Source organism: Amycolatopsis oliviviridis, assembly GCF_014654365.1.
GTDB classification, from domain to species: Bacteria; Actinomycetota; Actinomycetes; order Mycobacteriales; family Pseudonocardiaceae; genus Amycolatopsis; species Amycolatopsis oliviviridis.
Window position 1 is genome coordinate 32,894 of sequence record NZ_BNAY01000011.1, and the last position, 14,457, is coordinate 47,350.

Consider the following 14,457-nt stretch of genomic DNA (forward strand, 5'->3'; position numbering starts at 1 on the left):
ATCCCATGAGAACTCGCGTGCTCATCGCGGGCCTCGCCGCGGTCGGCCTCGTCGCGGGCTGCGCGCCCGCCCAGAACGCCCCCGCCGCGGGCGGCGGTGACGAGAAGACCGGCACCGTCCGGGTCTGGCTGTTCGACGAAGCCAACCGCGCGCCCAAGGAGGCCGCGGTCAAGGAGGCGATCGCCGAGTTCAAGGCGGCGCATTCGGGTGTCGAGGTCGACGTCCAGTGGATCCCGGTGGAAGGCCGCGCGGACAAGTTCTCCGGTGCCTTCAACGACCCCGCGAGCGCACCGGACGTCGCCGAGTTCGGCAACACCGACGTCTCCAGCTACGCCGCCACCGGCGCGCTGGCCGACCTGACCGGCGACCTCTCGTCGTGGAAGGAAGGGGCGGACATCCTCCCGGCGGTGCTGGAGACGGCGAAGTCCGGCGGCAAGACCTACGGGCTTCCCTGGTTCACCGGTATCCGCGCGTTGTACTACCGCACGGACCTCTTCGCCGAACTCGGCCTCAAGCCGCCGACGACGCTGGCGGAGCTGACCGAGACCGCGAAGACGATCCGTGCCAAGAAGCCGGAGCTGTACGGCATCTCCGTCGGTGGCAAGTACACCTACGCGATGCTTCCGTTCCTGTGGGCGCACGGCGGCGAGATCGCCAAGCAGGAAGGCGACAAGTGGAAGTCCACTGTGGACTCCGAGCAGGCCAAGGCCGGGGTGACGGCGTACGCGAACCTGCTGAAGGCGGACATCTGCCCGCCCGAGCAGTGCGCCAACCTCACCGGGACGCAGAGCATCACGGCGTTCGCGGGCGGCAAGGCGGGTATGTCGATCGGTGGTGACTTCAACCGCAAGGCCGTCGAAGCGGGCCAGGTGAAGGGCAAGTACGCGATCATCCCGATCCCGGGCACCGAGGCGGGCAAGATCGCCCCGGCGTTCGCGGGCGGCAACCTGCTCGGCGTGTTCAACGCGACCAAGCACAAGAGCCTCGCGGTCGAGTTCACCGAACTGCTCGGTGGCGCCAAGTACCAGGAGAAGATGTACGTCGCCATGGGCAACCTGCCCACGCTCGGCAGTGTCCAGCAGAAGCTCGCCGCGAGCGACCCGTCGGTCAAGCCGTTCGTCGACACGCTCACCGCGGGCACGAAGTTCGTCCCCGCCACCGCGGCCTGGTCGAAGATCGACGCGCAGAACGTGCTGCCGACCGCGATCCAGCAGATCGCGACCGGCGGCAAGGACCCCGCGGCCGCGCTCGCGACCGCGTCCGCCGAGATGAACAAGGCGTTCGGCTAAGTGGTCACGAAAGAAATCCCCCGCACCACGGCTCCGGCCGTCCCGGCACGGCGGTCCCCCCGCCGTCGCCGGGACGGGCGGGCCGCCCTGCTCTACCTGGCGCCCGGTGGCGTCCTGCTGCTGGCGATGCTGGTGTACCCGATCTACCAGCTCGTCCTGATCTCGTTCTACGACTACGGCCAGCCGCAGGCGGTCGGGAACGCGCCGCTGGTGTTCCTCGGCTTCCAGAACTACACCGACCTGCTGCAGAACATCCAGTTCTGGGAGGTGCTGGCCAAGACCCTCGGCTTCACCGCGGTCTGCGTCGTCGGCAGCCTCGCGCTCGGGACGGGGCTCGCCGTGCTGGCGACTCGCGTCCGCGCCTGGGCGCGGGTCCCGCTGTTCCTGGCGGCACTGGCCGCGTGGGCGACGCCGGCGATGGCGGGCTCGTACGTCTGGCTGTTCCTGTTCGACGCCGACTTCGGCCTGGTGAACGAGGTGCTTTCGGGCCTCGGGTTCACCGGGATGGCCAACCACTCCTGGACCTTCGACACCTACAGCACCTTCGGCCTGGTGGCCGCCGAGGTCATCTGGTGCTCGTTCCCGTTCGTCATGGTGACGATGTACGCGGGACTCAAGGGCGTGCCGGAGGAGGTCATCGAGGCCGCGTACCTCGACGGCGCGTCGACCTGGCGCACCACGTGGTCGATCACGCTGCCGATGGTGCGGCCGCTGCTCACCATCGCCACCATCCAGTCGATCATCTGGGACTTCAAGATCTTCACCCAGATCTACGTGATGACCAACGGCGGCGGCGTGGCCGGGCGCAACCTCGTGCTCAACGTCTTCGCCTATCAACAGGCCTTCGCCGGACAGGAATACGGTCTCGGCGCGGCGCTCGGAGTCGTGATGACCTTGCTGCTGCTGTCCATCACCGGGCTGTACGTCCGGTCGCAACGCCGGAGCGCGGGATGGGTGTGACGACCGCGCCGAAGAACCGCCGGGTCAAGAAGCCGGGCAGGCTGATCGCCGAGATCATCTGCGTGGTGATCGCGGGCATGGTCGCGTTCCCGGTGTACTGGATGGTGCTTTCGGCGTTCAAGCCCACCGGGCAGATCCAGGCGGAGAACCCTCGCCCCTGGACGCTCACACCGACCCTGGAGCACTTCGAACGCGTGCTCAGCGGCGAGGGCTTCGCGATGTTCTTCCTGAACAGCGTGATCGTGGCCGTCGTGGTGGTGGCCCTGTCGCTGCTGCTGTCGTTCCTTTCGGCGGTCGCGCTGACCCGGTTCAACTTCAAGGGCCGGACCGTGCTGCTGGTGATGGTGCTGGTGGCGCAGATGGTGCCGGTCGAGGCGCTGACCATCCCGCTGTTCTTCCTGATGCGCTCGGTCGGCGACGTCGCGCCCGCGTTCGGCACCAACCACCTCGGCTCGCTGATCCTGGTGCACCTGGCGTTCAGCCTGCCGTTCGCGATCTGGATGCTGCGCGGTTTCGTCGCCGCGGTGCCACAGGAGCTGGAGGAGGCGTCGAAGATCGACGGGGCGAGCCGCATGCGGTTCACCTGGCAGATCCTCTTCCCGCTGGTGGCGCCCGGACTGGTGGCGATCAGCGTGCTGGCGTTCATCCACGCGTGGAACGACTTCCTGTTCGCCAAGACGTTCATCATCTCCAACACCGAGAACCAGACGCTCCCGCTGGCGATCCTGGTGTTCTTCAAACCGGAGGACACCGACTGGGGCGCGGTGATGGCGGGCTCGACCCTGATGACCATCCCGGTGCTGGTGTTCTTCATTCTCGTGCAACGACGACTCGTGTCCGTCATGGGCGGCGCGGTGAAGGGCTGACATGCCTGGCTTCGAAACTCTGCTCCCCCGTCCCGTCTCGGTGGAACCCTTGCCGGGGCAGTGCGCGGCACCGTCCGAAGTGGACGTCCGCACCGACACCGGACTGCCCGCCGAGGGCTACCGGCTGGAGATCGACCCGTCCGGCGTGACCCTGCACGCGGCCGACGCGGCCGGCGAGTTCTACGGCCGCCAGACGCTCCGGCAGCTCATCGGCCCGGACGCGTTCCGGGCCAAGTCGATCCACAGTGGACAACAGACGATCCCGTGCGGCGTGGTCACCGACCACCCGCGGTTCGGCTGGCGTGGCTGTCTCCTCGACGTAGCGAGGAATTTCCGGACCAAGGCCGAGGTGCTGCGGTTCGTCGACCTGATCGCCGCGCACAAGCTCAACGTGCTCAACCTGCACCTGACCGACGACCAGGGCTGGCGGATCGAGATCCCCGAGTTCCCCAGGCTGACCGAGGTCGGCGGCTGGCGGAAGTCGTCCATGGTCGGGCGGCATGACGGGCCGGAGCGCGACGGGCGGCCGCACGGCGGGTTCTACACGGCCGACGATCTCCGCGAGATCGTCGCGTACGCCGCCGCGCGTTCGGTGACGGTCGTCCCGGAGGTCGACATCCCCGGGCACGCGCGGGCCGCGATCGCCGCTTACCCCGAACTCGGCCCGGAAACCAGCGAACCGTGGGAGGTGTGGACGAGCTGGGGCATCAGCACGTCGCTGCTGAACACCGAGAAGTCCACTGTGGACTTCTTCAAGCGTATTTTCGACCACGTGCTGGACATCTTCCCGTCCGAGGTCATCGCGCTCGGTGGCGACGAAGTGCCCGGCGCGACCGAGGAACACGGCTGGTTCGTCCGCGAGATCGCGCAGCACCTGGTCGAGCGGGGACGTCGTCCGCTCGGCTGGGACGAGGTGCTCGAAGCGGGCGACCTGCCGCCGATGATCATCGGCTCGTGGCAGAGCGAGGCGGCGGGCGCGCGTGCCGCCGCGGCCGGTCACGACGTCGTCATGTGTCCCGAGGACCACGTCTACCTGGACCACCGGCAGTCCGACCACCCCGACGAGCCCATCCCCGTCGGCTATCTGAGCACTTTGGAGAGCTTCTACGGCTACGAGCCGGTGCCCGCCGATTTCCCCGAGGACAAGACGATTCTCGGTGCGCAGGCGCAGGTGTGGGCGGAGCATCTCGACACCGTGCGACGAGTGGACTACGTCGTCTTCCCGCGTCTGTGCGCCTTCGCCGAGGTGGCGTGGAGCGACCCCGAGGGACGGGACTACGCGGAGTTCCTACCGCGCCTGCGGGATCACCACCTGCCGAGGCTGGACGCGCTGGGCGTCGAATACCGGCCGCTCGACGGGCCGCACCCCTGGCAGACCCGGCCGGGTGTTCCGGGACGGCCGCGCTCCAAGTAAGTACATGATGGCCCCCTTCCTTGCGCCTGACGCGAGGAAGGGGGCCATCATGTACTTATGAGTGATCAGTCCGAGCGGTGGGTCGACGCCACCCAGCTTCCTGAAGAACTCGTAGCGCTCATCGACACCCTCCGCCCCGGCGAGGACGTGCGGATCACCCGGAACGGCGAGACCATCGGGACGATCTCCGGCACTGTTCAGCAAAACCCGGCCCCTTCGACGGACTCCGAAGACATCACTGTCGTAGCCACCGCTATGAAGCTTTCGGCGTCGGCGCGGGACTCGTTGTCCGAACGGCTCGGCCCCGGTTACCTCGTCCTGGACCTCCACTCTGCTCCCCCGACCGTCGACGTGCTGCTGGTCCCGCCCGCCAGCCCGCAACTGATCGGGAACTTCCGCGCGCTGTATCCGAAGGCCCGGATCGTGATCACGGAGATCGAGGACGCCGAACTCGGGGTCAAGTACGAAGGTCCAGTACGCCGCCTCCTCGACGCCGGCGCCGAAGCCTATCTGCCGTCCAGCACGATCCCGCGGCTGGCGGAGCAGCTGGACCGGACCATGACCCAGCTGAACCAGCTCACCGACGGCACATCGGCTCCCCTGACCATCGAATCGCCGCGGGACCGCGCCCTCGAATGAGGGGCGGCCAGCACCAATGGTCGCAAGCGGCACGGGCCGTTCTCTTTGAGGGGTAAGGCAAACGTGTTGTGAGGCGAAGGGATCTTTCCCCGCGTGGAATGCGGCGAAAGTCCCCTTCACCTCGGCCCGACACGCCACCTGCAGGTCCGCCCGACAAGACACGTTTGCCTTACCTGTCAATAGATGTCCGGAACTTGGTTTACCTGGGTGTGGGCATGCCGAGGGGCCCGTCGCCGGTGGTGGTGGCGGGCTCCCTGGGGGTTCAGTGGTTGTTGCGGCGGGGTGTTTGTAGCGGGTCGAGGTATTGCGGCGGAATGAACTCCGGTCGCCCGTCGGTGGCGATGTGGACTTTCCAGCCGGATTGGCCATGGATGACCATGTGGTGGTAGCGGCACAACAGACACAGATTGTTCAGGTCGGTGTCACCGAGTTCACCCCACGGAAGAATGTGGTGGGCTTCGCAGTGCTTGGGCCGCCTATGGCAGCCAGGGAAGGCGCAGCCGTGATCCCGGAGGTTCAGAGCCCGCCGTTGGGCGGGGGTGACGGTGCGGGCGGCGCGGCCGATGTCGAGCGGTTCGCTCTCCGCCCCGAGGACCGCGGGGATGATCTTCGCGTCGCAGGCGAGCAGGCGGGCGTGGCGTGCGGTGATCTGGGTGACCTCGTCCACGCACGCCATCCCCAGTCCTGAGGTGAGGGTGTCCAGCGGGATCGTGACCACCACCGTGGTGCGGTCTCCGGAGAGGGTGGGGGCTTTGTCGTTGGTCATCGCGTAGTGGATGGCGTCGAAGAGCGCGTCGCCGTGGCGCTCGCCGGGGGTGCGGGGGTCGCGGTTGCCGTCCTCGTCGACGGGTCTTCGTTGTCCCCACGTCTCGAACAGCGCGTTCGCGCGAGCCCCGAACTCCGGATCCAACAGCCCGTTGAGTCGCCACCAGCCATCGTCACGTTTGCGCAGATGCACCTCGCGGGAGGGTGGCTTGAGGTCTTCGTCCTTGGGTTCGTTGCCGTCCGGGTCGAGGTGGCCCAGGAGTTCCGCGCCGCCGTTGGCGATCTGCTGCGGGCCGGCGTTGCGGGCCAGATTCACCAGAATCCGCTCGGCCCCCGACCGGTCTTCCGCTGACACGTCGGCCGGGATCTTCTTCAACACCGCCAGCAGCGGATCCAGCTGCTGATGCCCGAGTTCACCCTCGGCCGCGGCCGCCCCCGCGAGCGGCGCGAAAGCCGGTGCTGGGGTGCCGTCCAGATTCCTGCCCTCATTCAACGCCACCGCCCGCGCCACGGTGGTCCCCGCTTCCTTGGGACTGATCCGCGCGGTTTCGGCGAACCAGCCCGCCGTCGACCCGTGCCCGAACAGCTCCATCGGACCCCGGGCTTCGATCTCCACCAGGAACTGACCGACCTCCGCCAAGGCTTGGCGTGCCACCGACAACCGCTCCACCACACCGTGCGCGAGCTCCCGCGCACCGGCACGCCACAACTCCTGCGGCGGCTCGAGGATCCGTTGACTGGACACCCCACAACAATACCAAGAACCGAACAAGCGTGCGAATGCGAAAGGGTTTGCCGGAAACGGAGCGAAGGTATTTCACATTCAGTGTTCGTGCTTATTGGGGTCAAGGTGAAGGATGGCGATGGAGTGTTAGGGCTTTGGTGGCGTTTCGGGCTGGGCGAAGGGGGCTTTCGCCGCATTCCACGCGGGGAAAGGTCCCTTCGCGTCACGACAAGTTTGCCTTACCCTTCAATAACCGGTCTCACCACTCACGATCAGCGGGTGTTGCCTTCGAAGTCGCCGAGATTAAGCCAGCCCACCCGATCGTCCCAGCTGTCCCAGAAGACCTGCTTCTCGGAAGCCCGGTAGAAATGCCGGTAGCCCATCAACTCACCGCAATCGATGCTTTCCTCGACCAGATCAGGTGTCCCGAAAACCTCGAGGAACTCTTCGCGGGATCGCAGATATCCGAAGTGGGCGAGGAGCCCGCGCTCGCCGCCGTACATCGCGAAGCCGATGACCGTCCCCTCGATGATCTTGCAACTGAACTTGCCGGCGAAGTGCACGATGCCTTCGCCGCCGACAGCGTTGTCGACCACCGTTTCGAGCGAGAGGCGATCGCCGTTCTCTCCGTAGTATTCGCTTTCCAAGTCGGTGCCACCCCGCCGGCGGTGGACGATCGGCGAAAGCGTGACCTCGATGACGCGGTCACGGGCGACGGTGTCCGCGGCCTTCGAGCCGAAGCGGACACCGCCGAGGCTCAAGTCGTGTGGATCGACGTCCGGCCGGGTGAGGACGTCCAAATCGTCGAGTATCTCGATCACCCGGTGAAGGGTAGTGACGGCGGCCAGGCGACCTCCACGAACCGTGGCCGGTAGATCCGCGCGTCCGCGATGTTGTCGGCGTGGTCGAGCGAGTTCACGTTGTACGACACCGTGAGCTTTCCCGGGCGGCTCAGCCGCGGATGCGCTGTCGCGTCGTAGACGATCCGCCGGTCGCTCGCTTCGGGCGCCCGGTACAGGATCCGCGGCGCACCGAACGGGCCGGTCGGTGAAGGGGCGGTGTAGGCCAGCATCACCGGGCTGAAGCCGGGACTGGTGTCCATGGTGATCAGCACGTACTCGCCGCCGATCCGGGTCACCGAGAACGCCGTCCCGATCCCGGACAGCATCCGGGCCGAGTCCTCCTCGTGGGACGACCACCCGGCGCCGGTCCAGAACCGCCACGGTCCGCGAAGTCCTCCGACGGGCACCCTGGCCAGCCGGAGATGGCCTTGTTCGGCACCGTAGACATACGTGTATCCGCCGTCTTCGAGCAGTTCCGATCCCCACGCGACCTTGTCGCCCACCGGGATCACCAGCAGCTCGGACGGCGTCAGCGCGGGCAGCCGGAAGGTGGCCAGCGAGGTCCCGGTGCCCCGGAAGTCGAGTCCGCCGGACCCCGTCGTCCGGTACCGGTTGTAGAGCACCCGCAGGACGTCGCCCTCGACGACGCCGTCGCCGACCCAGTAGTGCTCGCCCGACCCGGGAAGCCCGATCAGCGGCTCCGGGTCTTCGGCGGTGCCGCCGTGCAGTGTCTCCCCCAGCGTGCCGTCGGGACGCTGGACGACCAGGGTGTTGCGGGCGATCGGGCTGTCCGGCGGACGGCTGTGGTCCGGGTTCACCCTGCCGAGGAACGTGTCCGAGAACAGCCACGCGGTGCGGCCGTCCGGCAGCGGGACCGACACCGTGCGATCCCCGCCGGTCCAGTGCCCGCCTTGATCGCCGTAGCTGTTCCAGAGCTCGTTCAGCCCGCCGACGGGGGCCACGCGCGGTGGCACGGACGCGATGCCGCTGCTCGCCACCACGGCGCTGAGCAGCAACGCCGCCACGACGAGAATCCGCGACGGCCGGCGCATCGGATGATGCTAACTCTTTGTACGAGCCTTGTGCGCCAGGTGGTTACGGTCCGCGGGATGTCCTGGAAACTGCTTTCCGTGAGTGTGCTCGCCGCCCTCGTGTGCACCGGATTCACGACGGCCGAAGCCGCTTCGAAGACCTACTACGTCGACCAGGTCGCGGGGAACGACACCGCGAGCGGCACCTCTCAGCAGGCCCCGTGGAAGTCCCTGGCGAAGGTCTCCTCGACCGCGCTCGCTCCCGGCGACACCGTGCTGTTGCGTCGCGGCAGCACCTGGAGCGGTGGGCTCGCCGTCAAGGGCTCGGGCGTCACCATCGGCGCGTACGGCACGGGTGCCCGCCCGATCGTCAAGGGCAACACCGAAGCATGCGTCGACCTGCCGGGCGACGACAACGTGGTGCAGGACCTGCAGATCGGCGTCGCGACGGACGCCGGGCGCTGTTCGTGGGCCGGGGTGAAGGTGTCCGGTGACCGGAACAAGGTGCTGTCGAACCTGATCACCGGCGCCGGCGCGGGGGTGTACATCGCGCCGTCGGCGGACCACACCGAGGTCACGCAGAACGACCTCGTCGACAACAACCACATGACCGTCGTGACCCCGGGCGGCGACGACGACTCCGGCGCGTTCGCCGTGCTGGTGCAGGGCAACGACTCCGACATCGGCTGGAACCGGATCAGCGGCTCGATCGCGAAGGCCGACGACTTCGGCGGCCTCGACGGCGCCGCCGTCGAGATCTTCTACGGGTCCCGCAACGTCATCCACCACAACATCTCCGAGGACAACGAGACCTTCACCGAACTCGGTACGGACACGAAGGATCCGGACGGTGTCTCGACCGGCAACGTCTTCGAGTACAACGCGGTCTTCGGCGCCAAGACGCGCGGCGGGATCATCACGCGCGGCGCCGAGGACGGCAACGGGCCGGTACTCGGCACGGTGTTCCGCAACAACTCGCTCCGGCTCCCGAACGCCGAGTCGGAGGGTTTCGTCTGCTACGGCGGCTGCACGAACCAGATGCTGACGATGACGCAGAACGTCGTCCAGGCGGCGTACAAGGTCGGCTACGCGGCCTCGGCCTTCACCGCGACCGATCACAACGTCTACTTCGGCGGGCTCCGCCAGTTCACGGCGGGCGCGACGGACAAGGTCGCGGATCCGAAGTTCACCTCGTCCACGAACCTGATCCTGCTGGCCGGCAGCCCGGCGATCGACCTCGGCATCACGAAGTACGACGACCGCGACGTCGACGGGAATCCCGTGTACGCCGGCGCGCGGGTCGACGCGGGCGCCTACGAGTTCCAGGGCTAGGACGCAGTGAAGGCCTCCTTCCCCACCTTGAGAGCAGGGAAGGAGGCCTTCACGGAGCGGAAAGCGTCAGTAGTTGTAGATGCGCTGCATGGTGCCGGTCGACAGCAGGCCGTTGGCCCACAGCGAGTTCACCCGCGAGACTTCCTGGGCGTTCGGCTTCGCGTTGGTGCAGGACGGGCCGGGGCCGCCACCGGACATCAGTTCGGAGCACGGACCCTGGTAGTTGTCCGGCAGGCCGAGCGCGTGGCCGGTCTCGTGCGCGGCGATCCGCGTCTGGTCGTACTGCTGCGCCTGCGTGTAGTCGATGAAGATGGTGCCGCGACCGTGGCCGTCGGTCTGGGCGTACGAACCCCGGGGGTCGTTTCCCTCGGTGTAACGCAGGGTGGCGCCCGACGAGCTCTCCTGCAGCTTCACGTTGGACACCGAGTTGTTCCAGTTCGCCGCACCCGCCTGGATGGCGGCACGGAAGCTGGGCGCTCCCGAGGCGTCGTAGTAGACCGTGGTCACCGCCGCGGCCGTCTGGGCGGGCTCGACCGCCGCGGCCTGTCCGGCGGTCACCGGGACGGCGAGCAGTGCCAAGCTCACGGACGCGGAGACGAAGAACTTCCTTGCCATGGACCCACTCCTTGTGAGGACAACGGAATGGTTCGTGAATTTAGGAGCCTCCGCCGCGACTGGGCACCAACTTTCGTAGTGTCAGACAGCTGGTGATTTACCAACACTTTCGTCTATTGACATGCGCATGTCCGCATACAACGATGCCGCGTTCAAGGCCGCAGCACGAGCTTGCCGGAAGTCGCCCGCGCCTCCAGCTCCGTGAGCGCCTTCGGCCCGTCCGCGAGGTCGTACACCGACGGGGTTCCCGGAACGCAGACGCCGGCGGCGATGAGCTCGCGCAGCTCGTCCAACAGCTCCGCGAAGATCGACGGCGCGTGCTCGATCAGGACGCCGAGATGCAGGCCGATCAACTGGATCTGGTGCCGGAAGTTCAAGTCCCGGTTGGTGATCGCGGCCTCTCCCCCGGCGACGCCGTAGACCACGACGCGTCCGATGACCCGCTTGGCGGCGGCGAGACTCGCGGCGAACGTCGTCCCGCCGACCGATTCGAGCACGATGTCCACCTCCCCCGTCTCCGCGCCGTAGCCGAGGACACGGTCGGCGCCCAGCGCCCGCACCAGGTCGTGCTTGCCCGGCGAGGCGGTGCCGATGACGGTGGCCCCGTAATGCTTGGCGAGCCTGACCGCGGCCTGGCCGACCCCACCGGCCGCCGCCTGCACCAGCACGGTCTCACCGGCGGCCACTCGCCCCAGTGGCCTGAGCGCGGCGAGCGCGGTGACCCAGTTCAGGATCAGCCCGATCGCCTGATCGTCCGACCAGCCCTCCGGCACCGGGACCGCGCCGGCCGCGGGCATGACCATGTACTCGGCGAAGGCACCACCACCGGTCCCGACGACGTGGTCGCCGATGACCGGCGTGGTCACGTCCTCTCCCACGGCCACGACCTCACCGGCCGCCTCGAATCCGGCGATGTAGGGCGCTTCCGGACCGCCCTCGTACGTGCCCCGCGTCTGCATGACGTCGGCGAAGTTGACCCCCGCCGCGGCGACCTTCAGCAGGATTTCGCCTGGTCCCGGCGTCGGAACGGGTGCGTCGGCGATCAAGCGGAGATCTTCAGGACCGTTCACGGAATCCTGTCGCAGTGCGCGCATCGAAGTCATGCCCGCACGCTAAAACCCTTACGTTTGCGTGAGGGTCAAGTCGCGGAGGTACGCGTCGAGGGCGTCGCGGTTGCGGGTCATGAGCGCGATCCGGCGATCGAGCACTTCCCGCTGCCGCGCCACCTCGTCGATCATGTACTCGCACGGCACTTTCGGCCGGACGTCGCCGGGTCCTTCGAGGTAGGGCAGCACTTCGCGGATCAGCCTCGTCGGCAGTCCCGCGTCGATCATCCCGCAGATCTGGAGGACGGCTTCGACCGAGCCGTCGCAGAAGTCGCGGTAGCCGTTGCCTTCGCGCCCCGGGCTGATCAAGCCCTCTTCCTCGTAGTAGCGCAGCGCACGGACGCTGACCCCGGTCCTCCGCGCGAGTTCGCCGATCTTCACCCGGACCACGGTAGCCGTCGCGACGCGGTATAGGTCGTTATACGGTCTTCGGTTTGTACCAGACCTCGGGGCGGCCGACCTGGCCGTAGCGGGGCTCGCGCTGTGCGAGGCCGTTGTCCGCGAGGTATTCGAGGTAGCGACGGGCGGTGACGCGGGAGGCGCCGATCGCGGTGGCCGCCGCACCGGCGGACAGGCCGTCCGCGGCCGAGGCGAGGACTTCGGTGATCGCCTCCAGGGTCTGCCCGCTCATCCCTTTCGGCAGCGCCTGCCGCTCGGTGGTGCGCAGCGTGCCGAGCGCGCGGTCGATCTCGGCCTGTCCGGAGACCTCGCCGGAGGCGCCGTGGAACTCGGCGTAGCGCTCCAATTTCTCCCGCAGGGAAGCGAAAGTGAATGGTTTCAGCAGGTACTGCACGACGCCGACGGACACGGCGGCCTTGACCAGCGCCAGATCCCGCGCCGAGGTCACCGCGATGACGTCGATCGGGAGACCGGCCGCGCGCAGCGACCGGCAGACCGCGAGCCCGTGCGTGTCGGGCAGGTAGAAGTCCAGCAGAACCAGGTCGACCGGTTCGCGTTCGCAGAACCGCAACGCGTCGCCGCCGGAATGGACGACGCCGGACACGGTGAAGCCCGGCATTCTCTCGACATACACCCGATGCGCGTCGGCGGCCACCGGTTCGTCCTCGACGACCAGCACCTTGATCATCGTGTCGGCTCCTTCGGCGGCTGCGGCGTCTTGAATGGCAACCGCACGGTGAACACCGCGCCTTCGTCGCGGCCGACGTCGATGATCCCACTGTGCCGCCGCACCGCTTGACCCACCAGCGCCAGGCCGAGCCCGTGCCCGTCCTCGGGTTTGGTGGTCCAGCCGCGCCGGAAGACGTCCTCGACGTCGTCCACCCCGGGTCCGGTGTCGGCGACCCGCAGCAGCAGTTCCTCGGTGCCGGACCGCACGGTGACCTCGACCCCGGGACGTCCGCCGTTTCCGGCGTTCCCCGCGGCCGCGTCGATGCCGTTGTCGATCAGGTTGCCGAGGATGGTCACCAGGTCCCGCGGCGGGACGCCGGTGTCCGCGTCCTCCATGACGGTGTCGGGGGTGATCGTGAACTCGACGCCGCGTTCGCTCGCCTCCGCCGCCTTGCCCAGCAGCAACGCCGCCAGCACCGGTTCGGCGACCGCGCCGACCACGCGATCGGTGAGTTCCTGCGCCAGCGCGAGTTCTTCGGTGGCGAACTCGACGGCCTGTTCCGGGCGGCCGATCTCGACCAGCGAAACGACGGTGTGGAGCCGGTTCGCCGCCTCGTGCGCCTGCGACCGCAGCGCTTCGGCGAGTCCGCGCACCGTGGTCAGTTCCCCGGTCAGCGCCTGGAGTTCCGTGTGGTCGCGCAGGATCACGACGGTGCCCATCGCCTCTCCGCGCGAGCGCACCGGCGCCGTGCTGACGACGAGCACCCTGGCTTCGGTGAGATGGAGTTCGTCGGTGCGCTCCTCTCCTGACGTGAACGCTTCGACGAGATCCTCGGGAATGTCCAATGCGGACAGTTCCCGGCCGACCGGATCCTCGGCGACGCCCAGCAGCGCGCGGGCGCCGTCGTTGCACAGCACGACCCGCCCGTCGCCGCCGACGAGCAGCAGTCCCTCGCGCACGGAGTGCAGGACGGCTTCGTGGTACTCGAACAGGTTGCTCAGTTCCTCGGGCGCGATCCCCCTGGTCTGCCGCCGGAGGCGGGCGCTGACCAGATAGCTGCCGATCCCGCCGACCACCAGCACCGCCACCGCGACCCCGATCAACGGCCACAGGCGTTCGCGCAGTTCTGCGTCGATGGCTTCGACCGTGATGCCGACGGACACCAGCGCGACGACCTGCCCCGCGGCGCCGCGCACCGGGACCACGACGCGTTCGGACGGGCCGAGCGAACCGGCATAGGTCTCGACGACCTTGCCGCCGCGTTGCGCCTCGCCGATGTTGCCGATGAACGGCTGCCCGATCAGCTCCGGATTCGGGTGGGTGTAGCGGATCCCGTTCGTGTCCATGATGGTCACGAAATCCACTTCCGTGTCCGCGCGGACACTCTGCGCGAACGGCTGGAGTGTCTTGGTGGGATCCGATGTGGACAGTGCGGCGATCACGCCGGGCGCGTCCGCCACCGCTTCGGCGACCGCGGTCACCTTGTCGCGCGCCCGGTCCTCGGTGGCCCGGACGGAATCGAGATAGGCGAAGGTCACCCCGGCCGCGACGAGCACGAAAAGCACGACGAGCTGCAGAATCAGCAACTGGCGGGCAAGACTGCCACGCCTGGTCCGGATCCGCGTCGTCGAGGGCACCCGCTCATACCAGCACATCGGCACCGGCACCGCTTCATCTACCCGGGACGGAATTCCCTAAAAGGCACTCGTGCGAACTCAATGAACACAACCGTGACCCAGCTCACCTGACCGAGTGATAGTGATGGGCAATCCCCATGGACACCCCCTGAGCTGGAGGCAAAGGTG

14 protein-coding genes are annotated in these 14,457 nt (G+C 67.9%); 6 read left to right on the forward strand and 8 right to left on the reverse strand.

The features are described 5' to 3' along the window. Nucleotides 1-5 precede the first annotated feature (5 nt). The 5 genes from IE302_RS36170 to IE302_RS36190 are packed head-to-tail and all read left to right on the forward strand — an operon-like array spanning nucleotide 6 to nucleotide 5,168. Complete coding sequence (locus IE302_RS36170; protein WP_191258961.1) at nucleotides 6-1,289, forward strand: extracellular solute-binding protein; 1,284 nt, start codon at nucleotides 6-8, stop codon at nucleotides 1,287-1,289. Next, nucleotides 1,290-2,249, forward strand: a complete 960-nt coding sequence (locus tag IE302_RS36175; RefSeq protein WP_191258962.1) for a carbohydrate ABC transporter permease — start codon at nucleotides 1,290-1,292, stop codon at nucleotides 2,247-2,249. Further along, nucleotides 2,240-3,115 (forward strand): carbohydrate ABC transporter permease, encoded by an 876-nt coding sequence (locus IE302_RS36180; RefSeq protein ID WP_191258963.1) that lies wholly within the window; start codon nucleotides 2,240-2,242, stop codon nucleotides 3,113-3,115. Before IE302_RS36175 ends, IE302_RS36180 begins: the two co-directional genes overlap by 10 nt. Before the next feature lies 1 nt (nucleotide 3,116). Continuing rightward, nucleotides 3,117-4,529, forward strand: a complete 1,413-nt coding sequence (locus IE302_RS36185) for a beta-N-acetylhexosaminidase (protein WP_191258964.1) — start codon at nucleotides 3,117-3,119, stop codon at nucleotides 4,527-4,529. A 57-nt stretch (nucleotides 4,530-4,586) separates the two neighbouring features. After that, nucleotides 4,587-5,168 carry a hypothetical protein gene (locus IE302_RS36190; RefSeq protein ID WP_191258965.1) on the forward strand — a complete coding sequence of 194 codons (582 nt, stop codon included), beginning with the start codon at nucleotides 4,587-4,589 and terminating at the stop codon, nucleotides 5,166-5,168. A 262-nt stretch (nucleotides 5,169-5,430) separates the two neighbouring features. Here the strand turns inward: IE302_RS36190 and IE302_RS36195 are convergent, their stop codons facing one another. The 3 genes from IE302_RS36195 to IE302_RS36205 all read right to left on the reverse strand — a co-directional run bounded on the left by IE302_RS36195 (nucleotide 5,431) and on the right by IE302_RS36205 (nucleotide 8,551). Beyond that, nucleotides 5,431-6,678 (reverse strand): HNH endonuclease signature motif containing protein, encoded by a 1,248-nt coding sequence (locus IE302_RS36195; RefSeq protein ID WP_191258966.1) that lies wholly within the window; start codon nucleotides 6,676-6,678, stop codon nucleotides 5,431-5,433. 251 nt (nucleotides 6,679-6,929) lie between these two features. Further along, nucleotides 6,930-7,478 carry a hypothetical protein gene (locus IE302_RS36200; protein WP_191258967.1) on the reverse strand — a complete coding sequence of 183 codons (549 nt, stop codon included), beginning with the start codon at nucleotides 7,476-7,478 and terminating at the stop codon, nucleotides 6,930-6,932. Continuing rightward, nucleotides 7,475-8,551 (reverse strand): DUF5005 domain-containing protein, encoded by a 1,077-nt coding sequence (locus tag IE302_RS36205; RefSeq protein WP_191258968.1) that lies wholly within the window; start codon nucleotides 8,549-8,551, stop codon nucleotides 7,475-7,477. The genes IE302_RS36200 and IE302_RS36205 overlap by 4 nt, the downstream gene beginning before the upstream one ends. Nucleotides 8,552-8,608: 57 nt before the next feature. Between IE302_RS36205 and IE302_RS36210 the strand changes: the two genes are divergently transcribed. Then, on the forward strand, nucleotides 8,609-9,862 hold the full coding sequence (locus IE302_RS36210) for a choice-of-anchor Q domain-containing protein (protein WP_191258969.1): 1,254 nt from the start codon (nucleotides 8,609-8,611) through the stop codon (nucleotides 9,860-9,862). Between the two features lie 66 nt (nucleotides 9,863-9,928). On the opposite strand, the gene IE302_RS36215 is transcribed toward IE302_RS36210, so the two are convergent. The 5 genes from IE302_RS36215 to IE302_RS36235 all read right to left on the reverse strand — a co-directional run bounded on the left by IE302_RS36215 (nucleotide 9,929) and on the right by IE302_RS36235 (nucleotide 14,307). Next, nucleotides 9,929-10,477, reverse strand: coding sequence for a snapalysin family zinc-dependent metalloprotease (locus IE302_RS36215; protein ID WP_191258970.1), 549 nt, complete (start codon nucleotides 10,475-10,477; stop codon nucleotides 9,929-9,931). Between the two features lie 152 nt (nucleotides 10,478-10,629). After that, nucleotides 10,630-11,580 carry an alcohol dehydrogenase catalytic domain-containing protein gene (locus IE302_RS36220; RefSeq protein ID WP_191258971.1) on the reverse strand — a complete coding sequence of 317 codons (951 nt, stop codon included), beginning with the start codon at nucleotides 11,578-11,580 and terminating at the stop codon, nucleotides 10,630-10,632. An 18-nt stretch (nucleotides 11,581-11,598) separates the two neighbouring features. Continuing rightward, on the reverse strand, nucleotides 11,599-11,964 hold the full coding sequence (locus IE302_RS36225; RefSeq protein WP_191258972.1) for a MerR family transcriptional regulator: 366 nt from the start codon (nucleotides 11,962-11,964) through the stop codon (nucleotides 11,599-11,601). A gap of 37 nt (nucleotides 11,965-12,001) precedes the next feature. Continuing rightward, nucleotides 12,002-12,670: a response regulator gene (locus tag IE302_RS36230; protein ID WP_191258973.1), complete on the reverse strand. Its 669-nt coding sequence runs from the start codon at nucleotides 12,668-12,670 to the stop codon at nucleotides 12,002-12,004. Further along, nucleotides 12,667-14,307, reverse strand: coding sequence for an ATP-binding protein (locus IE302_RS36235; protein WP_191258974.1), 1,641 nt, complete (start codon nucleotides 14,305-14,307; stop codon nucleotides 12,667-12,669). Before IE302_RS36235 ends, IE302_RS36230 begins: the two co-directional genes overlap by 4 nt. Nucleotides 14,308-14,457: the final 150 nt, after the last annotated feature.

Bases quoted from the DNA above. Each gene is read 5' to 3' on its own strand.
- IE302_RS36170 (WP_191258961.1), top strand. From the start codon at position 6: ATGAGAACTCGCGTGCTCATCGCGGGCCTCGCCGCGGTCGGCCTCGTC.
- IE302_RS36180 (WP_191258963.1), top strand. From the start codon at position 2,240: ATGGGTGTGACGACCGCGCCGAAGAACCGCCGGGTCAAGAAGCCGGGC.
- IE302_RS36185 (WP_191258964.1), top strand. From the start codon at position 3,117: ATGCCTGGCTTCGAAACTCTGCTCCCCCGTCCCGTCTCGGTGGAACCC.
- IE302_RS36190 (WP_191258965.1), top strand. From the start codon at position 4,587: ATGAGTGATCAGTCCGAGCGGTGGGTCGACGCCACCCAGCTTCCTGAA.
- IE302_RS36205 (WP_191258968.1), bottom strand. From the start codon at position 8,551: ATGCGCCGGCCGTCGCGGATTCTCGTCGTGGCGGCGTTGCTGCTCAGC.
- IE302_RS36210 (WP_191258969.1), top strand. From the start codon at position 8,609: ATGTCCTGGAAACTGCTTTCCGTGAGTGTGCTCGCCGCCCTCGTGTGC.
- IE302_RS36215 (WP_191258970.1), bottom strand. From the start codon at position 10,477: ATGGCAAGGAAGTTCTTCGTCTCCGCGTCCGTGAGCTTGGCACTGCTC.
- IE302_RS36220 (WP_191258971.1), bottom strand. From the start codon at position 11,580: ATGACTTCGATGCGCGCACTGCGACAGGATTCCGTGAACGGTCCTGAA.
- IE302_RS36230 (WP_191258973.1), bottom strand. From the start codon at position 12,670: ATGATCAAGGTGCTGGTCGTCGAGGACGAACCGGTGGCCGCCGACGCG.
- IE302_RS36235 (WP_191258974.1), bottom strand. From the start codon at position 14,307: ATGTGCTGGTATGAGCGGGTGCCCTCGACGACGCGGATCCGGACCAGG.